At 70.0% G+C, this 22,004-nt stretch carries 20 protein-coding genes; 12 read left to right on the forward strand and 8 right to left on the reverse strand.

Annotated elements, in window-relative coordinates:
• Positions 1–275 precede the first annotated feature (275 nt).
• The gene (locus tag ACFWZH_RS07055; RefSeq protein ID WP_384426517.1) at positions 276–734 is read right to left on the reverse strand and encodes a hypothetical protein; all 459 of its coding nucleotides are present in this window, start codon (positions 732–734) and stop codon (positions 276–278) included.
• A 275-nt stretch (positions 735–1,009) separates the two neighbouring features.
• On the opposite strand from ACFWZH_RS07055, the gene ACFWZH_RS07060 reads away from it, so the two are divergent.
• The 4 genes from ACFWZH_RS07060 (at position 1,010) to ACFWZH_RS07075 (ending at position 4,248) form a co-directional block, all read left to right on the forward strand.
• Positions 1,010–1,231 carry a hypothetical protein gene (locus ACFWZH_RS07060; RefSeq protein ID WP_384426519.1) on the forward strand — a complete coding sequence of 74 codons (222 nt, stop codon included), beginning with the start codon at positions 1,010–1,012 and terminating at the stop codon, positions 1,229–1,231.
• Positions 1,232–1,813: 582 nt separating this feature from the next.
• A complete protein-coding gene (locus ACFWZH_RS07065) occupies positions 1,814–2,860 on the forward strand; it encodes an iron-containing redox enzyme family protein (protein ID WP_384426521.1) in 1,047 nt (348 codons plus the stop codon).
• Between the two features lie 387 nt (positions 2,861–3,247).
• Positions 3,248–3,832 (forward strand): DinB family protein, encoded by a 585-nt coding sequence (locus ACFWZH_RS07070; protein ID WP_384426523.1) that lies wholly within the window; start codon positions 3,248–3,250, stop codon positions 3,830–3,832.
• Between the two features lie 74 nt (positions 3,833–3,906).
• Positions 3,907–4,248, forward strand: coding sequence for a transposase (locus ACFWZH_RS07075; RefSeq protein WP_384426797.1), 342 nt, complete (start codon positions 3,907–3,909; stop codon positions 4,246–4,248).
• Positions 4,249–4,399: 151 nt separating this feature from the next.
• Here ACFWZH_RS07075 and ACFWZH_RS07080 read toward each other — a convergent pair whose 3' ends face one another.
• Genes ACFWZH_RS07080 through ACFWZH_RS07090 form a run of 3 tightly spaced genes read right to left on the reverse strand, consistent with a single transcriptional unit; the run spans position 4,400 to position 6,643 of the window.
• Positions 4,400–4,627 carry a CDGSH iron-sulfur domain-containing protein gene (locus ACFWZH_RS07080; protein WP_384426524.1) on the reverse strand — a complete coding sequence of 76 codons (228 nt, stop codon included), beginning with the start codon at positions 4,625–4,627 and terminating at the stop codon, positions 4,400–4,402.
• A gap of 26 nt (positions 4,628–4,653) precedes the next feature.
• Positions 4,654–5,814, reverse strand: coding sequence for a glutamate--cysteine ligase (locus tag ACFWZH_RS07085; protein ID WP_384426526.1), 1,161 nt, complete (start codon positions 5,812–5,814; stop codon positions 4,654–4,656).
• Positions 5,807–6,643, reverse strand: coding sequence for a methyltransferase domain-containing protein (locus ACFWZH_RS07090; RefSeq protein WP_384426528.1), 837 nt, complete (start codon positions 6,641–6,643; stop codon positions 5,807–5,809). The genes ACFWZH_RS07085 and ACFWZH_RS07090 overlap by 8 nt, the downstream gene beginning before the upstream one ends.
• Positions 6,644–7,551: 908 nt before the next feature.
• Between ACFWZH_RS07090 and ACFWZH_RS07095 the strand changes: the two genes are divergently transcribed.
• From ACFWZH_RS07095 to ACFWZH_RS07115, 5 genes are all read left to right on the forward strand, one after another.
• The gene (locus ACFWZH_RS07095) at positions 7,552–8,637 is read left to right on the forward strand and encodes a pyridoxal-phosphate dependent enzyme (RefSeq protein ID WP_384426530.1); all 1,086 of its coding nucleotides are present in this window, start codon (positions 7,552–7,554) and stop codon (positions 8,635–8,637) included.
• A gap of 82 nt (positions 8,638–8,719) precedes the next feature.
• The gene (locus ACFWZH_RS07100) at positions 8,720–9,781 is read left to right on the forward strand and encodes an ornithine cyclodeaminase (protein ID WP_384426532.1); all 1,062 of its coding nucleotides are present in this window, start codon (positions 8,720–8,722) and stop codon (positions 9,779–9,781) included.
• Between the two features lie 101 nt (positions 9,782–9,882).
• On the forward strand, positions 9,883–10,845 hold the full coding sequence (locus ACFWZH_RS07105) for an ornithine carbamoyltransferase (RefSeq protein WP_384426534.1): 963 nt from the start codon (positions 9,883–9,885) through the stop codon (positions 10,843–10,845).
• Between the two features lie 252 nt (positions 10,846–11,097).
• The gene (panD, locus tag ACFWZH_RS07110) at positions 11,098–11,526 is read left to right on the forward strand and encodes an aspartate 1-decarboxylase (RefSeq protein WP_384426536.1); all 429 of its coding nucleotides are present in this window, start codon (positions 11,098–11,100) and stop codon (positions 11,524–11,526) included.
• A 232-nt stretch (positions 11,527–11,758) separates the two neighbouring features.
• Positions 11,759–12,157, forward strand: a complete 399-nt coding sequence (locus ACFWZH_RS07115; protein ID WP_384426538.1) for a hypothetical protein — start codon at positions 11,759–11,761, stop codon at positions 12,155–12,157.
• A 109-nt stretch (positions 12,158–12,266) separates the two neighbouring features.
• On the opposite strand, the gene ACFWZH_RS07120 is transcribed toward ACFWZH_RS07115, so the two are convergent.
• The gene (locus ACFWZH_RS07120; protein WP_384426540.1) at positions 12,267–12,683 is read right to left on the reverse strand and encodes an NADase-type glycan-binding domain-containing protein; all 417 of its coding nucleotides are present in this window, start codon (positions 12,681–12,683) and stop codon (positions 12,267–12,269) included.
• Between ACFWZH_RS07120 and ACFWZH_RS07125 the strand changes: the two genes are divergently transcribed.
• Positions 12,655–12,891, forward strand: coding sequence for a hypothetical protein (locus tag ACFWZH_RS07125; RefSeq protein ID WP_384426542.1), 237 nt, complete (start codon positions 12,655–12,657; stop codon positions 12,889–12,891). The two genes, ACFWZH_RS07120 and ACFWZH_RS07125, sit on opposite strands and share 29 nt — an antisense overlap.
• A 347-nt stretch (positions 12,892–13,238) precedes the next feature.
• The gene (locus tag ACFWZH_RS07130; RefSeq protein ID WP_384426544.1) at positions 13,239–13,919 is read left to right on the forward strand and encodes a UdgX family uracil-DNA binding protein; all 681 of its coding nucleotides are present in this window, start codon (positions 13,239–13,241) and stop codon (positions 13,917–13,919) included.
• Positions 13,920–13,980: 61 nt separating this feature from the next.
• On the opposite strand, the gene ACFWZH_RS07135 is transcribed toward ACFWZH_RS07130, so the two are convergent.
• A complete protein-coding gene (locus ACFWZH_RS07135) occupies positions 13,981–14,757 on the reverse strand; it encodes an Fpg/Nei family DNA glycosylase (RefSeq protein ID WP_384426546.1) in 777 nt (258 codons plus the stop codon).
• Positions 14,758–15,292: 535 nt separating this feature from the next.
• Between ACFWZH_RS07135 and katG the strand changes: the two genes are divergently transcribed.
• Complete coding sequence (gene katG / locus ACFWZH_RS07140) at positions 15,293–17,482, forward strand: catalase/peroxidase HPI (RefSeq protein ID WP_384426548.1); 2,190 nt, start codon at positions 15,293–15,295, stop codon at positions 17,480–17,482.
• Positions 17,483–17,583: 101 nt separating this feature from the next.
• Here katG and ACFWZH_RS07145 read toward each other — a convergent pair whose 3' ends face one another.
• Together ACFWZH_RS07145 and ACFWZH_RS07150 are read right to left on the reverse strand one after the other, a co-directional pair.
• A complete protein-coding gene (locus ACFWZH_RS07145) occupies positions 17,584–20,235 on the reverse strand; it encodes a SpoIIE family protein phosphatase (protein WP_384426550.1) in 2,652 nt (883 codons plus the stop codon).
• Between the two features lie 318 nt (positions 20,236–20,553).
• Positions 20,554–21,834 (reverse strand): helix-turn-helix transcriptional regulator, encoded by a 1,281-nt coding sequence (locus ACFWZH_RS07150; protein ID WP_384426552.1) that lies wholly within the window; start codon positions 21,832–21,834, stop codon positions 20,554–20,556.
• Between the last annotated feature and the right edge of the window lie 170 nt (positions 21,835–22,004).

Below are 22,004 nucleotides of genomic sequence, written 5' to 3' on the forward strand. Positions count from 1 at the left end.
GTCTTCGTGGCCGTGATATGGCCGGAAGACGTAGCCAGACATCCGTTCCCACGATGCAAGGCCGTTGTCGCTGTTCACGCCCGCACCAAGACCCCCGTTACTGGATATGCGGTGTCGTCGATCACGGGAGCGTAGGCCGTGCGCTCGGTCGAGGCCCTGTTGCCGGTGCGGGCGATCTCATCGGGCGCGGCGATGCAGCGGTTTTCCGGAGCTCGATGCGCTCCTACGTCAGCGTCATCATGGATGCGCGCGTGCCTCTGGGAGTGTCCCGCTCCTCAGGCAGTCGACAGCAGGTGCGCGAGCCGGTCCAACTCTTCTCTGATCAGCTGCCCGTATTCGTCGTCACCGAGTTCACCGACCGCAGCACGCCCGCGCGCGAGGTGATCGCGGGCACGGTCGAGATCGCCGACCCGTCGGTAGACGTCCCCGAGGTTGAGGTGCAGAGACGGATAGAAGATCGCGACTGTGCCGCCGACACCCCCCTGCCGCGCCCGCTCGTCCGATATCAGGTCCGCCGCCTCCAACGCCCGCAAGTCCCAGACCAGTTCCTCGCGCGGATCGTCCTGGACATCGGCCATCGAGTGGGCGAGCACGCAGCGATGGAAGGCGTCGCCGGTGGCGCCGATCGCGTCCCAGAGGCCGGCGAACACGCGGTGGGCCGCTTCCCGTTCGCCGCTGTGGCTCAGGTCGATACCACGGCCGATCTCGGCCATCACCGGGTCGGGCTCGGTCATACGGGTCCTCCTCGTCAGCGTGGACGGCAGCGCACACGAGCGTAGGTGGCACGGCGGGCCGTCGAGCCGTCGACCGGTGTTGATCGGACAGCGGGGTCGCGCCACTGGATGTCGCAATGACGGCGATCACGGCGAGCCTCCGAGGAGCGTTACGTTGGCTGGCGATGTCGTCGCGGTGGGGGAGTGGACGGGTCGGCGTGGTAGAGCCCCTAGGCGGTTTCGTTTGGATCACGTGATCGTCGGTTCGGGTGTGCCGTTGACTGACGCACCAGTGGATGCGGATCGAGCCGTTGCTCCGGGACCGGACGTCGAAGCGGGGCGGCCGGTGGCGGGACCATCGTGAGGTGATCGATGCGCCCGCCTGGAAGATCCAGACCGGATCGCAGTGGGTCCATGGGTCCACCTGCCGGAGAAGTACGGCAACTGGAGAGGCGTGTGCAACGGGCTGCGGATGTGGGCTTTTGACGGCACCTGGGAGCGGGTATTCACTGCGCTGATGCCCCAGGCCGACGCTGACGAGGATCTGAACTGGGCGGTCGCGGTGGACTCCACGTGGGTGAGGCGGCCGAGGCGCTGGGTGCGAACTGCGCGACGTCGGCAACAGAGAACCGGCAACAGAGAAGGCGAGGGTTGTCGTCGTGCCCGCCGCTGCTGTCGAGCGTTTCACGTTCCTCTCCTGTTCTCCTTCGACTGGCGGAGGTCGTGATCCACGGTCACGGTAGGAACCGGCGAAGTGGCCTCGACACTTGTATTTCAGCCCCGTGTGGCTGAGACCTCTCGCCAGGAGCGCGTCGTGTGGTCTCGTTCCACAGGCCGGCGGACGACGTCGGTCGAGCTGGTGCGGACAAGTCCGCCGGCTGGCCGGTGCCGGAACGTCATACCTGGTCAGGGCCTCGTAAGTCCGAGGGAGTTCGCGCGGTCGGTGAGACCTGTGTGACAGCGCGGGAGACACACAGGCACCGCTGGAACGCTCCGACGGGGCCTCTGCGCGGTGTTGATCGACGTGGGAACTCCGCTCTACTGTCGGTGGGCGCTTTGAGCTCGTGTGGGCGCACCGGGTGCCGTATGGGGAGGTTGATGTGTCGTCTGCTTCTGTCGGACCGTCGGAGCACGAGATCGCGGTGCTGCCGGAGCCTCGGGGGCCGGTCACGGAGGACTTGTTTCACGCGCTGACGGGCCGTCCAGGAGATTTCGCCTGCGCCGAGGCCGTCGAGGGCGACGCGCTGGTCGACGACGATCTGCATCTCGCCCTCTATACGTGTTACGAGCTGCACTACCGCGGGTTTTTCGGAGTGGACGACCGTTGGGAGTGGCACCCCGCGCTGATGCGGCTTCGCGGACGGCTGGAGGAGAGGTTCGAGGCCGCGCTCCGGGAGCGGTTCGGCGGTTCCGAAGCGCTGGACAAGCCGGACGTCGTGGCTGCCCTGACGGCGATCGCCAACCAGTCCGGGCCGCCGCTGTCGCGCTACCTTCGCGACGACGCCGGCCTGGCGGAGATGCGCGACTACGTCATTCTGCGCTCCGCATATCAGCTCAAGGAGGCCGATCCGCACGCCTGGGGCATTCCCCGTATGACGGGCAAGGCCAAAACGGCCCTGCTGGAGATCGAGTTCGACGAGTTCGGCAGCGGACGGGCCGAGCGCATACATGCGGTGCTCTACCGGAACACCATGGACGCGTTGGGGCTGGACGGCCGCTACGGCGCCTATCTGGACCTCGTCCCCGGCCCGATCCTGGCGACGGTCAACATTATGTCGATGTTCGGGCTGCACCGGCGGCTGCGCGGAGCCCTGGCGGGTCATCTCGCGGTCGCGGAGATGACCTCGGCGCTGGCGAACAAGCAGGTCGCGGAGGGAATGCGCAGGCTCGGCCTCGGCCGGCAGGCCACCGGCTTCTTCGACGAGCACGTGATCGCCGACTCTGTGCACGACATGATCGCTCTGCACGACCTGGTCGGCGCCGTGCTGGAGCAGGACTCCTCCCTTGCGACGGAGGTGCTCTTCGGCGCGTCGGCATGGACCGGCCTCGACGGTATGTCCGCCGAGTACCTGCTCAACCGCTGGGCGGAGGGCGATCCCTCCCTGCGGACGCCCGGCCGTGCGGCCGGGACGTCCTCAGTGGGTTGAGCGGGTTGAGTAGGTCGATCGGGTCGATCGGGTCGATCGGGTTGAGCGGGTCGAGCGGGTCAGCGGTGTCCGGTGGTCGCTAGGAGACCCCCGGGCACCTTCTAGGACTTGTCCGGTCGATCACCTGCCGGTGATCCGGTGATCCGGTGATCCGGTGATCCGGTGAACGTCCACCGACCGCAACGCCTGTTGCTCACCGGCAGTCGAGCGGCCGCAGCCGTTCCCGCTCCGCGTCACTCAGATTTCCTCGCTCCGTGCCCAGAACAATGATCTGGGCTCAAGGCAGTCAGGGCGGCGGTCAATGGCTAGGCCCTCGGCTCTGCCAGTCGTTGCGGACCACGTGTGTGATCTTGAGACCACGAGCAGCCCATGGCAGGCTCATGCCGCATGATCGATGACTTCGCGAAAGACAACCTGCACGGGAGACTGCGGCGGGACCGCAAGGCGCTGCTCTGGAAACTCGACGGCTTGTCCGAATACGACGCCCGCAGACCTTTGACGGCGACCGGGACGAACCTCCTCGGCCTGGTCAAACACGTGGCCACCGTCGAGGCCAGGTACTTCGGCGAGGTCTTCGACCGCCCTTCCCCGGAACCGCTGCCCCGGTGGCAGGACTCCGACGGCAGCGATCTGTGGGCGACCGAGGACGAGACCCGTGATCAGATCATCGGGTTCTACCGGCGCACGTGGGAACATTCGGACGCGACGATCAACGAGCTTCCCCTCGACGCCCCCGGCCACGTGCCGTGGTGGCCGGAGCCTTCTCCCAACACGAACCTGTTCGCCGTCATGGTCCATGTCCTCGGCGAGTCCATCCGGCATGCCGGGCACGCCGATATCCTGCGCGAGGGCCTCGACGGCCGGACCGGGTTGCGTGCCGAACACGAGAAGCAGATCGACGAGCAAGCCCGTGCGGCCTACTGCGCGAAGATCGAGCAGGCCGCTAGGTCGGCCGCACCAATCAAGGCTTAGAGGCTGTCTCACGTGACGTGATGTTCGGGCGGCATGATGCCGGTCGTGGGTGTGGGTGCTGATTATCGAAGCGTCTGGTCCCTGATGAACTCCGGGAGCCGGCCGCCCCGTTGCTGCCGTTGTTCGCTGATCGTCCGCAAGGTGGCCACCATGGGACCGCTCCGTGTGACGCGCGGACCGTGTTCACGGCAGTGGTGTACGCGCTGACCAGCGGCTGTGCCTGGCGGCATCTGCCGCCGACGTTCGGCACGTCGCCCGCCACCGCGCATCGCCGCTTCACGGTAGGGACCGGGGCCGGCCTGTGGCGTCGACTGCACCGGGCGGTGCTGGACGAACTCGGGGCCCGGGGCGAGGTGGACTGGACCTCGGTGATTGTCGACGCGGCCTGCGTTCGCGCCAAACGGGGGGATCGCTGACCGGGCCGAACCCGGCCGATCGCGGCAAGAAGGGCAGCAAGCGCCGACCCTTCAAACTCCTCGACCGGGTGCTCCTGAGTGGTGCCGTGGCCGCAGTACGGCCACAACGGTGGGGCGCTCAAGGGGTGCTCGAGGGGAGTTCGGACGCCTTCTAGTCCGCGTCGCGTCGGCGGCGGTGGGCCGGGTCACGGAAGCGGGTCAGCTTGTGTGTGCTGTCGCACCACGGCTTCTGGCCGGAGTGTCCGCAGCGGCACAGTGCGACTATCGGCTGGGTGACCTCGATCTCGTTGCCGTCGACGTCGACGATGCGGTGTGCACCGCGTACCAGGAGCGGCCCGTCCGGGTAGGCGGTGATCACACATTCGGGCAGGTTCGGCATGGCGTTTCCTCCTTGCTCGTGATCCCTCAGCGGGACTCGGTGGCCATGGTCTCGGTGATCAGCAGCTCGACCACGTCGGCGACGCGGCGGCTGCGGGTGAGGGCGCGACGTTGGCGGTCGGCGGAGTTGCCCCGGCGGAGCGCTCGGCTCACCAGGCCGGTGGTCTCGGCCCAGTCGCCGGCGTCCGTGAGCGGGACTCGCACGTGGTCGAGGAACCGGTCCACGAGCACGGCGGCCGGGACGAGTTCGGCCGCCAAGGGGTCGACCAGTTCTCCGCTGAGCCCGAACCTGGCCGCGCGCCACTTGGCGATCACCAGCAGTTCGGGGTCCGCCGGCGGAGCCGGTTCGCCGCGTGCGATCTCGGTCAGGCAGCGGTGGACCAGGGCCCGGGACAGCCCGGCCTGGAGAACGGCTTCGTCGACCGTGGTGCAGGCGTCGGCTATGCGGAACTCCACGGTGTCGTAACGGGTGCCCGGTCGGACGTCCCAGAAGAGCTGACCGGCGTCGGCGCTGATGCCCATGTCGATGAACCGGCGCACCCGGGCGCGGTGGTCGGCGTAGGAGGACAGGGTCGGCGGGATGCCCGCCATCGGCCAGCGCGCCCAGAGTATGGTTCGGTAGCTCGCGTAGCCGGTGTCCTCGGCTGTCCAGAACGGTGAACTCGCTGCCAGCGCCAACAGCGCGGGAAGCCATGGGCGCACCCGGTTGATCACGGCCACAGCGGTGTCGCGATCCTCCACACCGACATGGACCTGGCAGGCACAGACCAGATGCTCGGCAGCGAGCCGTGCGTAGGTGCCGGCGATGTGGTCGAACCGGGGTTGGGGCGTGAAACCCACCTGCCGCCAGTCACCGGACGGGTAGGTGCCGGCGGCGACGATCGCGCACCCTGCCTCCGTGGCGGCCCGCACCAGGGCGTCGCGCCTGGTCTGCAGATCGGCCCGGAGCCCGGACAGGCTCCAGCAGATCGCGGTGCGACTTTCGATTATGCAGGATCGCAGCTCCGTACCGTAGTGCTCGGTGCCGTGCCGGCTGCGGTTCCCCGCCATCGAGTCGAGCAGGGGCGTGATGTCGCACAGCTCGTGAGTCCTCGCGTCCGCCACGAAGAACTCTTCCTCGACCCCCACCGACAGCGGTCGGCTCGGGGTCCACGAGCCCGTGGCGCCCTGTGGCGCCGGATCAGACATGGCGGCGCCGGGGGTCGTCGGGCAGGTTCACGATCCGCACGGGAACGCGCCCCCGGAGCGGGTCGGTGTCCAGCGCTTCCAGCATCGGTGTCCGCGAGCGGCAGGCCGTCTGAAGCAGCGGCAGCAGGTCGTCCGGTGGGAGCGCCGCGGCGGCCGGTGCGCGGTCCTGACGGCGGCAGGACAGCCCGAGGACGAGGTAGTAGGGGGTGCCGTCGTCGAGTCTCAACAGGGGACCCTCGCCATCGGCCTCCAACTCGCGGACTCTGGCGATGTTGTCGCGGGTGTGGTCACCCAGGCGCAGCGCGCCGAGCGTGAGGGCGGAGAGCCGGTAGCCGTGGTCGTGCAGCAGGGCCGCCGCACGGCGCGGCGATGTGTAGCTGCCGATGGTGATCGCGAGGTCGGACCGCAGGGCCGCCGCGTGCCCGACCACGTACCTGACGAGTTGAAGCCCGTCGCTTCCCCCGTCGATGGTCGTTCTGCTCGCTTCCTCATGGGAGGGCAGCGGTACGTAGGGCGGATTGCTGGTGATCACGCTCGGCGGTGCGGAGAACGGGCAGGTCTTGAGGAGTTCGGCGGATGAGAGCGCGGTGTAGTCGGCGCGGCCGAAGGACACACGGTTGTCGCCGTCCGCCCCGGCGTGGTGCTCGTTCGCCCACGTCAGGCTGTCGTCGGAGATGTCGACGCCGTGCACCTGGCGGGCGCCTGCCCTGGCCATCGCCGCGGCCGCCGCGCCGCTGCCCGAGCCGAGGTCGAGGACGGTGCAGCCGGGGCGGATGAGGTCGGTGGTCGCCCACACACCGATCTCGGTGTCCACCGGATCGAAGAACACGTGGGGCCGTCCCGGCGGAACCCGGTCCGCCGGGCGGAGATGGTGATAGGCGGACACCCGCAGCGTGGGGGCGTCCGGTTCGGGTGATGGTGCGTGGGGCGCTCCGGCGCCGCGCCCTTGGCGTTCATCAGTGGCCGACTCTGCGGTGAGGTGTGTCGCGTCGTTCGACAGCGGGACGCCCACCAGACCTCCTATGGAGATGTGTCAGGACCGAGCTATGGAGACGTGTCAGGACCTAGCTATGGAGAGTGTCAGGACCGAGCTCCTCATGCTAAACCGCGAACAGGCCGGACCCGAGAGGAAAACCCCCGTCGAATGACATCAGACGGAATTGGCGGAACGGAAGACGGCGGCCGTGTGCCGGAAATTTCTCGCACCGCTCGACCGACACGGCGGAAGGGCCGAGTCGGGCCGAACAGTCGTAGAGGAGAAGGCGGCGTCCGGCGCGGTCGTACTGCTCAGAGGTGATCCGCAGGGCATGTTCTGCGGCACGGCCGGTTCGGTCGGCAGCCTGACGGACGGGGTCAGTGGGGCTGAAGAAGCAACATGTGGTCAGCCAGGCCCCATTGGCGTGAAATCGCGGGCAAGATCGGCCCGGCTTCGGCCGGCCGGCATCAGTGGGTACCCGTTTCCCTCGCGGTGCAGGGAGTTTGGCCTCGGCGAGTAATGCGTTCATGGTGAGAAATTCGCCGTTTCGGTGTGCGTCCGGCTCATTCTGCTTTCGTCAAGGGCAGGGGAGGGGCCAGGGGCCGCGGGACCATGATTTCCGGTCATCACCAGCTGGTCCAGCAAGGCGAATTCACGCTGATGACCGCGTGGCGGCGCGCTGAGATGCTCGAGCCTGAGCGCGTTCGGGTGCCACCGGCATTCGATTCGCCCCAGACCGCGAACGGCAGCAAGGAGCGGCCATGTCCACGTCCGGCCGGCACGAGGAGAGCGCTTTAAAGGACCCGCGGCGTCCAAAGTGTGCCGCCGTCGACTGGGCACCCACCCCCGTTGTTCCCGTCCGGCTCCGGATCGACGGCGTGCCGCGGACCCTGTGGCTGAAGCTCGAGGCGTACAACCCGTACGGGTCGATCAAGGGCCGTACCGCTCTGGCGCTGTGGCAGGACGTCGCCCTGCGTATCGATGCGCATGCCGGGGTCATCGAGTCGACCTCCGGCAACCTCGGTCTGGCCCTGGCCGCCATCGCGGCGTCGCGCCGGGTTCCCTTCACGGCGGTGGTGGACCCACGCGTCAGCGGCTCGCTGGTCCGTGAGATCCGGGCCCTGGGGGCCCGGGTGGTGAGCGTGGATACCCCCGACCACGCCGGCGGGTACCTGCTCAACCGCCTGAAGTACATACGGGACCGACTGCGCCACGACCCCCGGCTCGTCTGGACCGACCAGTACACGAACCCCGCCAATCCAGCCGCCCATGCCCGCTGGACGGCACCCGAACTGCACCGTCAGACCGCGGGTGCCCCCATGAGCGTCCTCGTCGCGGTCTCCACGGGCGGCACGCTCGCCGGGTTCCGCAGCTACGTCTCAGGGGCCGAGCCCGACTGGGAACTGATCGGCGTCGATGTCAACGGGTCGGCCGCCCTCGGCGGTGTCCCGGGCAGGCGAGTGCTCTCCGGGATCGGAGCGAGCTGCACCTCGTCCTTCCTGCCTCAAGGGCACCGTCCGACGCTCTATGTCACGCCACAGGAGGCCGTGCGGACCTGCCTGTGGCTGCGCGAGCAGACGGGCCTTGGTATCGGAGCGAGTTCCGGGGCGCTCGTCGCGGCGGCGCTGCGCCTCTTCCGTACCGACCCCGGGCGAACGGCGGCGGCGTGCGTCTGCCCGGACGGCGCCGACCGCTACGAGGAGACCGTGTACTCCGGAGACTGGCGGCGCAGCCAGGGAATCGGCGACCGGGACGCCGGCGACGAGGTGGACGTCGTCTCCGCACCACTCCTACGGCCGCCCAGGGCCGCCTCCGCCGGTTCGCTCCTCGGCGAGCCGAGCCCGTGAGCGACCACATGTCGAAAGACCCGCGCATGCCGACCGGCGCACGCGACACCGTGCGGACCCATGAGCCAAAGGAGTGCGGCACGTGACCGAAGAGCTGCTCTTTCTCGACCGCGCGGCCATGCTGGCGTGCGCGAGCGACGTGGAGGTGTGCGACACGATCGCCCGGGCCCTCCGGCACCACGCCGAGGGCGCCATCCGGATGCCGCCGGAAGGATACCTGCCCTGGACCAACGAGGCGGGCGCCTACTGCCGTTCGCTGGCCATGCTGGGGGCGGTGGAGGCGGACGGCGAGCCTCCGGTGCGCGGCGTGAAGCTCATCAACGCGGCCACCAGCAATCCCGGACTCGGCAGGGAGCGCGCGGCGGGCATCAGTCTGCTCTTCGACCACGAGACGGCCCGCCCTGTCGTGCTCGCCGAAGCCGGCTGGCTCAGCGCCGCGCGCACCGCCGGGTACACCATGGTGAGCCTGCGCCACCTCGGACCGGTGGAGTGGGACACGCTCAGCGTCATCGGCTGCGGCACACTGGCCCGCCTCCACCTGGAGATGCTCGGTACCGCCTTCCCCCAGGCGAAGACCGTACACCTGTACGACTCCGATCCCGCGCGTGCCGAGCGCCTGGCGCAGTGGCTCACGCGGCACTGCCCGCAGTTGGTGCCGCACATCGCGCCGAGCGCGCGGGCGGCCGTGGGAGCCGCACCGGTCATCGTGACCACGACGACCGCGGACGCCGGGTATCTGCCCGCCGCGTGGCTCGAACCGGGCACCTTCGTCGCTCATGTGTCCCTCGCCGACCTGCTGCCCGATGCCTTCCTGACGGCCGAGGCCCTCTACGTGGACGACATCTCCCTGGTGGCGGACAACCCCCGGCGCGTCCTGGGGGCTCTGCTGCGGGACGGGCTGGTCGGCGCGCCCGGCATCGAGCCCGGAGTCGGCCATGCCGCCACCGGCGCGGACAACACCGCGCGCGTGGTGAACGGGACACTCGGCCAGGTGCTGACCGGCCAGGTGCCGGCCGTTCGGCCTCGTGGCGGCCATGTCATCAGCAACCCCTTCGGCATGGCGATCCTGGATGTTGCCCTGCTGGACGCCGTGCACCAGGTCGCCGTGCGCCGCGGGCTCGGACAGCGGCTGCGTTTGTACTGACGGATGTTCCCTCAGACCTGACGGATGACGGATGTGCTCGCACGCCTGACGGAGGCGCTCTGGCGCCTGACGGATGTGCCTGAGACAAAGGGAGAGACCCTGTGAACGACCTCTACGGCCGACCGGGCCCTGCACACGAGCGCGGGCTGTTCTCGCTCACGGACCTGGAGCCCGCCGCCCTGCGCAAGCTCGTCGCGAGGTCGGTCGAGCTCTTCCACAATCCGCAGGCGCACGACCGGCCCCTGCGCGAGCGCGTCGTCGGTCTCCTGTTCAGCTGTACTTCCACGCGCACGCGGACCGCGTTCCAGGTGGGCGCCGCACGGCTCGGCGGCACCCCGATCGCCTACGGCCCGCACGACCTCCAGCTCAACACCGGGGAGTCGGTCGGTGACACCGGGCGCGTGTTCGGGGCCATGCTGGACCTGCTCGTCGTACGCACCGCGAGCCCCGTCGCCGAGTTGCGGGAGCTCTCCCGCGCGGGCGGCCTGCCGGTGATCAACGCGATGGCGGCCGAGGAGCACCCGACCCAAGGGGTGTGCGACCTCGCCACGCTCACCCTCGCCCACGGCGATCTCGACGGAATCCGGGTGCTGTACATCGGCGAAGGGAACAACACGGCCACCGCCCTTGCATACGGCCTCGCCACGGTGCCCGGAGCCCACGCCACGTTCGTCACGCCGCCGGGGTACGGCCTCCCGGCCGGCACGCTGACGCACGCCCGGCGGCTGGCCGACAGCACAGGAGCTTCGCTGGCCGAGTCACACGACCCGGCCGACCTGCCCGACCAGGTGGACGTCGTCTACACCACCCGGTGGCAGACCACCGGAACCAGCAAGGCGGACCCGGCGTGGCGGGAGGTGTTCCGTCCCTTCCACGTGGACCCGGCGCTGATGCGACGGTGGCCCGGAGCGTCCTTCCTGCACGACCTGCCCGCCCATCGCGGTGACGAGGTGGCGGGAGAGGTACTGGACGGGCCGCGCTCCCTCGCCTGGACCCAGGCCGCGATGAAACTGTCCAGTGCCATGGCCGTCCTGGAGAGCACCGCCGGCCTCCTTCCCGACTGACCCGACACCGGCCTGGCCTGGGCAGCGGCAGCACTGCCCAGGCCATGACGACGCTCCAGGGGTGTCCGGTCGGTCCCCTGCGCCCGACGTCACCACAGCGTGGACCGCACGGAATTGTGGGCCTGAGCCCTCTCCTCAGAGGGGAGCGATGTTCCTCACAGTCTTCGAGTCGGGCGCGTGCCGGTTGTAGAGTGAAGAGCGCACTTGACCTGCAAAAACGCAGGCAGGGAGCCTAGATCCAGGAGTTCCTCGATGCTGCGCACGATGTTCAAGTCCAAGATCCATCGGGCCACGGTCACGGAGGCCGATCTGCACTATGTGGGGTCGGTGACCATCGACGCCGCGCTGATGGAGGCCGCCGACCTGCTGCCCGGCGAGCTGGTCCATATCGTCGACATCGACAACGGGGCCCGGCTGGAGACGTACGTCATCGAGGGCGAGCGGGGCTCGGGTGTCATCGGAATCAACGGGGCGGCGGCGCATCTGGTGCACCCGGGGGATCTGGTCATCCTGATCAGCTATGCCCAGGTGGACGATGCGGAGGCCCGTGCGCTGCGGCCGAAGGTCGTCCATGTCGATGCGGACAACCGGATCGTCGCCCTGGGCGCCGACGCCTCCGAGCCGGTGCCCGGGAGCGGTACCTCGCGCAGCCCGAGGGCCTCGGTGGTCAGAGGGGCCTGAGGGGCCTGGGGCGAGCCCCGGGCCTGAGGTCGGCCTCTGATTTGGCGCCGGCCCTGCTTCGGCGGAACGCCAGGCGGAGCCGGGCTCCGGTGAGTGTGACGGGCCCGATGAATGATCGCGATGTGCCTGATACAGGATCTTGGGACGGCTGAAACCGGCGCTGCCTAGCGTGCCGGGCACGGGTGCTTTTCGGCGCCCTCTGCACCGAATGTCCCTCTGTGAAGGAGCAGCCATGCCCAAGCAAGCCATGTCAGACGCCCCGCGCGCCAAGCGCAACGGACTGCGTGCCGCCCTCGCCGTCGCGGTGACCGGTGCCGCCCTCGCCGTACCGACCGGTGCGGCGTTCGCCATGCCCACGGACTACGTCAAGGAGGTCAAGGTCGACAGCGGCGAAACCCTCACGCTGGACGGCAACACCGGTACCGCGACCGTCAAGGACCCCGAGCACGGCGTCACGGGTGTCATGAACGAGGACAAGCCCGGTCCGGTGCAGAGCCGGATGGACCCGAACGGGACGTACACGTTGACCTACCCGAAGCCTGCGGCGCAGGCCGATGCCACGCCCAAGGTCGTCTACAAGCACGACGGCAAAACGGTGAAGACCTTCGCCCTCCCGCACGGCCCCGGCTGACGACGGCTGACCGTCCCGGACGACAGGCGGCCCCCGGCTCCGCTCAGCGGCCGGGGGCCGCCCGCCTCTGGACGGACACGTACCGCAGCTGCGGCCCGTCTCCCGCCGGCTATCGGGCAGATCGGCCGAAGAACTCCAGCTCGGCGATGGCTACTTGCCTCTTGTCCGTCGCGCCGTACGCGGTGTGCAGCACCAGCCGTCCGGTCATCGCATCCCGTACCGCCACATCGATCTTCTGTGCCCCGCCGTCATTGATCCGGAGGTGCGAGACGTGCTGCTTGCCCGCGGAGTTGGTCACGATCAGGTCGAACTCGTGCGGACGGGCCGGGTCGGTGGCCTGCGGGGTGCGTGCGGAGGCCCCGGGGGTGATCAGAATGTTCAGCAGATCGGTGGCCTGGCCGAATCCGGCCTCCAGGTACTGGCCGTCGGAGTTGCCCGAATAGCCCGACCCCCACCAGGTGTTGGAGTAGCTGTCGAACGCGAGCTTCGCGTCGTGCTTGCTCCGGCTCGCGCAGATCCCGGGCAATCAGTACCACCCGCTGCTCACCACCCCGTACGAGCCGTCTCAGTTCGGTCGCCGCCATCTCGTCGAACTGGTCGATGGGCATGATCGCCACACTCCCGACCGCCTCCCCACCGTCTTCCTTCCCGGTCCCGCGTTCCGCCTGTTCCGCCCGCCTTACCGCCGCCCCGCCCTGGTCCTGGACGATCTCGACGGTGGGCTGGTGCTGTAAGTGACTGACGACTCCGGCCCGACTGAGCGGGTCGGTGGCGTGCACCGACACCGTGACACGTGTATCCAGCACTTATGTTCCTCGTCTCGCCCCCGTTTTACCGACTGCCGCAGAATGAGCGAAGGCAATCAGCAGACGCTTACCGGGTGCTCAACGCCGGAAGCGAACCCTTGAGCGATCCGGGCGAGAAGAGCCACGACCGCTCCTGCGACTCCGTACGGTGCGCCTGCCGTACGACCAGTGGTGTCCATCCGCCCGCCGGCGGGTTACGGGCTCCCCGTGTCCGGGAACCCGTGGTGCGGGCGCCGGGTCGGCCGCCGCCCATCGCCGCGAGGAGGCGGCACGGCATGAGCCACGGCGAGGATGCCACCGCGGAGCAGTACGACGCCACCCCCTACCTGCCCCGGCGCGGAGGGCTCGCGGCCCATCGGCGTGCGGCAGCGGACTGCCAGGGCTGTCCGCTCTTCCAGGACGCGTCGGGGACCGTGTTCGGAGCGGGCAGTTCCTCGGCACGCCTCATGCTCGTCGGTGAGCAGCCGGGCGATCAGGAGGACCGCCAAGGAGAACCGTTCGTCGGGCCGGCCGGCGGCCTCTTGCGGAAGGCGATGCGGGAAGCCGGCCTCGACGAGGGGCAGAGTTATTTCACCAACGCGGTGAAGCACTTCAAATTCACCACCGCGGCAAAGGGCAAGCGCCGGATCCACAAAGCCCCCAGCCTGCGGGAGATGACGGCCTGCCGCCCTTGGCTGACCGCCGAATTGCGGCTGGTCGACCCGGAGGTGGTGGTGGCACTCGGTGCGACCGCGGGCAAGGCACTGCTGGGGACCTCGTTCCGGGTGACGCACGACCGGGGCACCCTCATCAGGGCACCGAGAGAGGGGGCCTTCGCGGCCACCGGCAGCAGCGGACTCATCGTCGCGACACTCCACCCGGCGGCGATCCTGCGTGCCGAAGACCGTGCGGCACCCTACGCGGGATTCGTCTCGGACCTGCGGGTCGCGGCCCGGGCCCTGGACCGAGAGGCGTAGTCCCCCTCCGTACGACCGGTCACCCTCCCCGCCCTCGGCCGCTGTCAACGCGGAGCGCCGTTCAGGACTGGCAGTGCGGACACCAGACGGTGCGGCGTCCGGCGGTGCGACCGGAGCTGAGCGGCCGGCCGCAGCGAGGGCACAGCGGCTCGCTGTCGTCGCGTCGTCCCGTGAGCCAGGAACGCCGCGGCGGTACGCACCCGTCGCTCACGGAGGTGCGCAGCACCCGGCCCATCGCCGCGTGGAGGTCCCGGTACGCCGTCTCGCCCAGGTCCCGTGCCGCGGCCCGGGGGGCGACGCGGGCCCGCCAGAGGATCTCGTCGCACAGCAGATTCCCCAGACCCGCGATGACGGACTGGTCCATCAGCGCGCTCTTGACGGCACCCCGCCGCCCGGACAGCAGATCCGTCAGCTCCGCCCGGTCCACGGCCAGGGCGTCGGGCCCCAGCCGGTCCAGGATCCGGTCGACGGCGGCATCGTCGGCCAACTGCACGCCCTGCAACTTGCGTTGATCGCGATAGCGCAGGCTACGGGCATCGTCGAGGGCCAGCACGAGGCGGTCGTGCACGGCGAACGGTTCATCGGGCGAACAGCACCACAGTGCGCCCGTCATGCCGAAATGGAAGACGAGGGTCGGGCCGCCGTCCGTAGGCGCGAACAGCCACTTGCCGTGCCGCCAGGCCCTCCCCAGCCGTTTTCCCTCGCACTCCTTCCGCAGCCGCTTCTCGGTGACACCCCGCAGCACCCCCGCGTCACGCACTTCGATGCCGGTGACACACCGCCGACCACAGCCGATCAGCACCCGGCGGAACCCTTCGACATCCGGCAGTTCGGGCATCATTCCTCCGCGACTCTCCGCTGTGCGGGAGCATGGCGCGCCACCGGACGTTCCCAGGGGCCGCCCCGCCGACCTTCCGGCAGGGTGACCAGCCCGAAGGCCAGAACTCCGTTCCACACAGGCCGGGCCATGGCGAGATCGCCTCCTTCCCTTTCATGACACCTTCGCGGCGCGGAGATCGCATGCCGTGGCTCGGTTCGCTGCTCCGGGGTCCCAGGGGCGCCGCCGATGACCTCGCCGTGTGCGTCGAATCGTGTGATGCGGCGATGCTCTGCGTGTTTCGTAGCGGTGCGGACCTCGGTGCGCGACCATACGGACGCCGACCCAGGCTCGATCATCGACGTCGTGCACGAGGGAAGGTTCTCGCTGGCCGCCAGCCCGCGTTGACTGCCGCGGGTCTGGCCGGGCATTTCCAGCCGGCGGGCGCCATGGCGCACTACGAGCGCGGGTCGCAGTGCTCGACGCCGGCAGAGCGACCGCCGGCAAGAGCAAGCAGCCAGCAGAAGGAAACACCGCGACAGGAAGAAGGACGGACGTGTCCGGCAGCGAAAGCGAGAACCCGGTAATCCCCTCCCCGGCCCCCACGCCGACCCGGCCCCGGACGAACCGGGACTGGTGGCCGAATCAGCTGGACCTTCAGATTCTCCACCAGCACTCGTCCCGGTCGAATCCGATGGACGAGGACTTCGACTACGCAGAAGAGTTCGCGACCCTCGATGTCGACGCGCTGAAGCAGGACGTCTTCGAGGTGATGACGACATCGCAGGAGTGGTGGCCCGCCGACTACGGTCACTACGGGCCGCTCTTCATCCGGATGAGCTGGCACGCCGCGGGAACGTACCGCATCGCCGACGGCCGGGGCGGTGGCGGCGCCGGTGCTCAGCGCTTCGCCCCCCTCAACAGTTGGCCGGACAACGCGAGCCTGGACAAGGCACGCCGTCTGCTCTGGCCGGTCAAGCAGAAGTACGGCCGGAAGATCTCCTGGGCCGACCTGCTGATCTTCGCCGGCAACTGTGCCATGGAATCGATGGGGTTCAAGACGTTCGGGTTCGGATTCGGGCGCGAGGACATCTGGGAACCCGAGGAAATCTTCTGGGGGCCCGAGGACACCTGGCTCGGAGACGAGCGCTACAGCGGCGACCGGGAACTCGCCACTCCTTTCGGCGCCGTGCAGATGGGACTGATCTACGTCAATCCGGAGGGACCCAACGGCAACCCGGATCCGATGGCTGCCGCCAGGGACGTGCGCGAGACGTTCGGACGGATGGCGATGAACGACGAGGAGACCGTCGCGCTCATCGTCGGCGGCCACACCTTCGGCAAGTGCCATGGCGCGGTCGATCCCTCGTACATCGGCCCGGAACCCGAGGCGGGGCCCCTTGAGCAGCAGGGCCTCGGCTGGCGGAACACCTACGGCAGCGGCAAGGGCGCCGACGCGCTCACCAGCGGGCTCGAGGGCGCATGGACCACGGAGCCGACGAAGTGGGACAACGGGTACCTGGACAACCTGTTCCGGTACGACTGGGAGCTGACGACGAGCCCGGCCGGCGCGAAGCAGTGGACTCCCAAGGACCCCTCGGCCCAGGGCACCGTGCCCGATGCCCATGACCCGTCGAAGCGGCACGCGCCCATGATGCTGACGACGGACCTCGCGCTGAAGCTGGATCCGGTCTACGGGCCGATCGCCAAGAGCTTCCACGAGAACCCGGACAAGCTCGCGGTGGCGTTCGCCAAGGCCTGGTACAAGCTGCTGCACCGCGACATGGGGCCCATTTCGCGCTACCTCGGCCCGTGGATTCCCGAGCCGCAGCTGTGGCAGGACCCCGTCCCCGAGGTCGATCACGCACTGGTCGCGGACGAGGACGTCGCCGCCCTCAAGGGCGGGATCCTCGCCTCGGGGCTGTCCGTCTCCCAGCTGGTCACCACCGCTTGGGCGTCGGCGGCGAGCTTCCGCGGCACCGACAAGCGGGGCGGAGCCAACGGAGCACGGATCCGCCTCGCGCCGCAACGGGACTGGGAGGTCAACGACCTGCCCCAGGTGGCCGAGACGGTGCGGGCCCTGGAGCAGATCCGCCAGGACTTCAACGGCTCGCAGACCGGCGGGAAGAAGGTGTCCCTCGCCGACCTGATCGTGCTGGGCGGCTGCGCGGCCGTCGAGCAGGCCGCGAGGAACGCCGGGTACGACATCACCGTCCCGTTCGCACCGGGGCGCACGGACGCCTCGCAGGAACAGACCGACGTGGAGTCGTTCGCCGTGCTCGAACCCAGGGCGGACGGGTTCCGCAACTACCTCCGGGCGGGGGAGAAGCTGTCGCCGGAGACGCTCCTGCTGGACCGCGCCAGCCTGTTGACGCTGACCGCTCCCGAGATGACGGTTCTGCTCGGCGGCATGCGGGTCCTGAACACCGGCTTCGCGGGATCCTCACACGGCGTCTTCACGCACCGGCCGGAGACCTTGAGCAATGACTTCTTCGTCAACCTGCTCGACATGGGCACGGAGTGGAAGGCGTCGACCTCGGCCGAGAACGTGTTCGAAGGCCGGGACAGCGCCACGGGCGAGCCCAAGTGGACCGCCACCGCCGTCGACCTCGTCTTCGGTTCGCACTCCCAGCTCCGAGCCGTCGCGGAGGTCTACGCGTCCGAGGACGCGGCAGAGAAGTTCGTGCGGGACTTCGTGGCAGCGTGGGACAAGGTGATGAACCTCGATCGGTTCGACCTGGCCTGAGTCCGATGTCCCGGTCGGCCGCTCCTCGGCCGACCGGGACGTCCTCGGGATCGGGCCACGGAGGTGACGAGCGCCACCGGCAGTCGGGCCGTCCGGGACGCTCAGGTGCTCACGTCCGCCGGCAGCGTCTGCTCACACCAGATGACCTTGCCGGTGGGGGTCTGCCGCGTCCCCCAGCGCTGGGTGAGCTGTGCGACGAGCAGCAGACCCCGGCCGCCCTCGTCGAACACGCGGGCCCGGCGCAGGTGGGGTGCCGTGTTGCTGCCGTCGATCACCTCGCAGATCAGCGCGCGGTCGCGGATCAGTCGCAGCCGGATCGGCGCGGCGCCGTACCGGACGGCGTTGGTGACGAGCTCGCTGACGATCAGTTCGGTGACGAACGCGCTGTCCTCCAAGCCCCATGCCGACAGTTGGCGGACGGCGGCCGCACGGACGCCGGCCACCGCCGAGGGGTCGGCGGGCACGTCCCAGGTCGCGACCCGCTCGACGTCGAGGCGTTGGACCCGGGCCAGCAGCAGGGCGGCGTCATCGGCGGGGCGGTCGGGAAGCAGGGTGGTGACCACCTCGTCGCACAGGGCGTCCAGCGGGAGGTCCGGGGCCGTCAGCGCCTGCCGCAGCGCGTCGATCCCCGCGTCCATCCCACGCTGTCGGGACTCCACCAGGCCATCGGTGTAGAGGGCGAGCAGGCTCCCCTCGGGCAGTACCGTCTCCACCGCTTCGAAGGGGAGCCCACCCAGCCCGAGCGGGGGCCCGGCCGGCAGGTCCAGGACGGCAGCGGTGCGGTCCGGACGGGCCACCGCGGGCGCCGGGTGTCCGGCGCGGGCGAGGCAGCAGCGGCCCGAGACCGGGTCGTAGATGGCATACACGCAGGTGGCGCCGACGTCTCCCGGGGCGGCGGACTCCCCGTTCGTCTCGGACTCGGCGGCCAGCCTGATGACGAGGTCGTCGAGGTGGGTGAGCAGCTCGTCAGGCGCCAGGTCGACATCGGCCAGGGTCCGTACGGCGGAGCGCAGTCGGCCCATGGTCGCGGACGCGTGGATGCCGTGGCCGACCACGTCACCGACGACGAGTGCCACGCGTGCGCCGGACAGCGGAATCACGTCGAACCAGTCGCCGCCCACCCCCAGCCGGGGATCGGCCGGCAGGTACCGGAAGGCCGCCTCCACGGCGGACTGCTCCGGAAGCCGCCGTGGCAGCAGGCTGTGCTGCAAGGTGAGAGCCGCCGTGCGCTCGCGGTGGAAGCGCCAGGCGTTGTCCAGACAGACAGCGGTCCGGGCGACCAGCTCCTCGGCGAGGGCCAGATCGTCGTTCTCGAACGGCTCGGGGTGCCGGGACCGGGCGAAGTCCACCATTCCCAGCGTCGTACCCCGGGCGATCAACGGCACCTCGATCCACGAGTGGAACCCGTACTCGCGGCCTTTGGCCAGCCGCGCGGGGTCCGTCGCCAGCCATGCGTCGATGGCCGGGTCCGCCACGCGATGCAGCTCCGACTGCCCGGTTGCCAGGCAGCGGGTCTGCGGCGAGTCCTCGGGGTAGAAGACCACGTCGCCCACCCCGACCAGAGCCTCCGGTGTGCCCTCCAGAACGGATAGGTGCTCCACCCGGCGCAGCTCGGCGCCGGTGACCGGTCCCGGGGGCAGCTCGCTTCCGGTCAGCAGGGTCTCCAACAGGTTGACGCTGACGAAGTCGGCGAGCCGGGGTACCGCCACCTCGGCCAGTTCCTGCGCCGTGCGCTCCAGGTCGAGGGTGCTGCCGATGCGCGTGCTGCCCTCGTTCAGCAGCGTCAGCCGCTCCCGGGCCTCCTCGGCACGGCCGGCCAGCGCACTCAGCTCGGTGGTGTCGCGCAGCGTCGCGACCCATCCGGCGGAGCCACCGTGAACAGCGGTGGGCCGGAGATTGACGGCCAGCAGGCGACTCCCGGACGGATGCACCTCGTCGGTCACGGAGCGCCTGGTGCCCAGCAGGGCGGCCATTTCCGGGTCCAGGCCCAAGGCGTCCAGCGGCAGTCCCTCCGCACTCGCGCGCATGCCGAGCAGCTGCCGGGCCTCGTCGTTGGCCAGCACCAGCCGACGCTCCGCGTCCAGGATCAGCACACCTTCGCGGACCGAGTGCAGGACGGCGTCGTGGTGCTCGAACATCCGGGTCATCTCGACGGGCCCCAGGCCGTGCGTCTGACGCTGCAGCCGGCTGCTCACCAGCGCCGCCCCGCCCGCGGCGAGGACCAGAGCGCCCGCCGCGACGCCCACGAGGACCGGCAGCTGACGGCTGACCGTGGCGCCGACATCCACGGTCTGCACGCCCGCGGTGACGATTCCGATCACCGTGCCCCGTGCGTCGGTGACGGGCACCAGGGCCCGGACCGCGCTCTGCGGCTCGCCCTTGAAGAGCTCGGTGAACGACCGGCCGGCCGCGGCCCGCCCGATGTCGCCCTCGGCACGTCGGCCGATCAGACCCGGCTCGGGGTCGGTGTAGCGGATCCCGCTCTTGCTGAGCACGGAGAGGAAACCCACGCCGGAACCCTTCCGGGCGGCCTCCGCGAGCGGCTGGAGCGCCGCGGTGGGATCGGGCGACTGCAGCGCCTGCACGACGCCGGGGGAGTGCGCGAAGCCCTCCGCCACAGCGAGTGAGCGGTGGCGGGCGTCGGTCTGGGCGTCGTTCGTGGTCTTGAGCACCAGGACCACCATCGCGGTGGCCGCGAGCAGGAAGAGCACCGTCAGCTGCCATACGAACGCCTGGCCCGCGACGCTCCGCAAGCTGAAGAGCGACCTCAGGTACGTCCTCCAGGACCGGCCTCCGGCGCGGTGCGACGCAGCGCCCACCTCTCCGGCGTCACGCCCATGGCCGGGGCCGTCGTGACCTCGCTGGTGGCCTCGGCGTCTGTCGGCCCACAGACGGCGCGGTGCGCGCCAGAGTGGGCGACCCGGTACCGAGCGCCGGCCAAACCTGTGCATATCACTATTTTCCATCACCCTCTGCTAGGGCGAACCATGACTTCGGGCACCCAGTCGTGACCATGGACATGGCCGTGAGGGGCGCGGGCAAGTGCCGGGCCCGGGCCCGGCGGGGCCCGTCTACACGGCCCTCGGCGAGGGGGCGACGGTCGCCGAGCGCGGGGGCCAGGACTGCGGGACGAGGATGCCGAGGGCGTAGGCGCGAGCGACCAGCGCGCACCTGTTGGGGGCGCCCAGGAGGTCCCGGAGGCGGCTGAGGTGGTAGTCGACGGTCTGACGGGAGAGGTGCAGCGAGACGGCGATGTCCGCGTTGCTGCGGCCGACCGCCAGCAGCGACAGGATGCGCTCCTGGCTCGCCGTCAGGTCGGGGTGGGACTCGTGGGCGATGCCCTGGTGGGTGACGACCGCCCAGACACTGGTGGCGCGGGCCGAGCCCCGACCCACCGTCGTCAGGTGCAGCCGGGCCCTGCGCTGCCGGCCGTGGGCGTCGACGAGCACGGCGGAGGTCTGGATCCGCCGGCTGCGGCGGACTATCAGATCGCGCCAGCCGCGCCACAGCCCGGCCGACTCCGAGGCGGGCGCCAGCACACTGTCGGCCCGGCGGCCGACCAGGTCGGACAGCCGGATCTGCAGCATTTCGGCGGCCGCCGCGCTCGCCTGCTGGATCCGGCCGCCCGCGGAGATCAGCGCACACGGCAGCCCGCTGTGGTCGCGCAGCGCGCACAGGCTCTCCTCGGCCTCCCGGCGCTGGTGGAGCGCGCGGGTGTAGTCGCTGATGTCGACGTAGATGCCGGCCACACAGGTCTCGGTGCCCTCCTGTACGGGGAAGCGATGGCCGGCCGCCTGTCCGCTGCTGCCGTCCGGGCGGTGATAGGTGAGCGTGTGCCGCACCGGCTTCCCGCGGGCGAGCACGTCCTCGTCGAGGGCGAGGACCCGCGCCGCGTCGACGGGGGCGTCGACCTCCGCGACGTGTTTGCCGATCACGTGCTCCGGTGTGGTGCCGTACAGGTGGGCGTAGGCGTGGTTCGCCCAGAGGTAACGGCCGCCGGCGTCCCGGATGAAGGCCGCGGCGGGGGCGAGGTCGGCGAAGGCGTCGTAGCGGCGGTCGGTGGCCGGGCCCGTGCCCACCTCCACGGCGAGCCCGCGGGAGCGGCCCTGCCGTGGCGCGCCGGGGCACCAGTGCACATCGAAGAGCCGGCCGTCGAACTGCGCCTGCCCGTGGCCGACTCCGGAGGCGGAGGGGCCGGACGGCTCCCGGCGCACGGCGTCCAGGAAGCGCTGCGCGGTCCCCGTGTCGCCGAACGCACCACCCCCGCTGTCGATCACCCGTAGTTCACCGTCGGCCTCCCACCAGGACACCGGAAGGCGTTCGAGCAGCGACTTCAGACCGGTCTCGTCCACAACGGCCCCTCTTTGGCGAAGAGTTCAACGAGTTCCACACGGCGCGTAGGTACGCCATCGCCATGCGTATCCGGAGGCCCCCGGCCACATGCCCGCTTCTCGGTCGTTCTGGAGGCATGAGTCCCGGCCGCCGGCCCGCTCTCCTCACCGCCATACAGCATCACGGAATC

The sequence above is a fragment of the Streptomyces sp. NPDC059008 genome, from assembly GCF_042749045.1.
In the GTDB taxonomy this organism is placed as follows: Bacteria; Actinomycetota; Actinomycetes; order Streptomycetales; family Streptomycetaceae; genus Streptomyces.

Coding starts and splice junctions, on each gene's coding strand:
- ACFWZH_RS07055 (WP_384426517.1), bottom strand. CDS start 734: ATGACCGAGCCCGACCCGGTGATGGCCGAGATCGGCCGTGGTATCGAC.
- ACFWZH_RS07060 (WP_384426519.1), top strand. CDS start 1,010: ATGCGGATCGAGCCGTTGCTCCGGGACCGGACGTCGAAGCGGGGCGGC.
- ACFWZH_RS07070 (WP_384426523.1), top strand. CDS start 3,248: ATGATCGATGACTTCGCGAAAGACAACCTGCACGGGAGACTGCGGCGG.
- ACFWZH_RS07080 (WP_384426524.1), bottom strand. CDS start 4,627: ATGCCGAACCTGCCCGAATGTGTGATCACCGCCTACCCGGACGGGCCG.
- ACFWZH_RS07085 (WP_384426526.1), bottom strand. CDS start 5,814: ATGTCTGATCCGGCGCCACAGGGCGCCACGGGCTCGTGGACCCCGAGC.
- ACFWZH_RS07095 (WP_384426530.1), top strand. CDS start 7,552: ATGTCCACGTCCGGCCGGCACGAGGAGAGCGCTTTAAAGGACCCGCGG.
- panD (WP_384426536.1), top strand. CDS start 11,098: ATGCTGCGCACGATGTTCAAGTCCAAGATCCATCGGGCCACGGTCACG.
- ACFWZH_RS07115 (WP_384426538.1), top strand. CDS start 11,759: ATGCCCAAGCAAGCCATGTCAGACGCCCCGCGCGCCAAGCGCAACGGA.
- ACFWZH_RS07130 (WP_384426544.1), top strand. CDS start 13,239: ATGAGCCACGGCGAGGATGCCACCGCGGAGCAGTACGACGCCACCCCC.
- ACFWZH_RS07135 (WP_384426546.1), bottom strand. CDS start 14,757: ATGCCCGAACTGCCGGATGTCGAAGGGTTCCGCCGGGTGCTGATCGGC.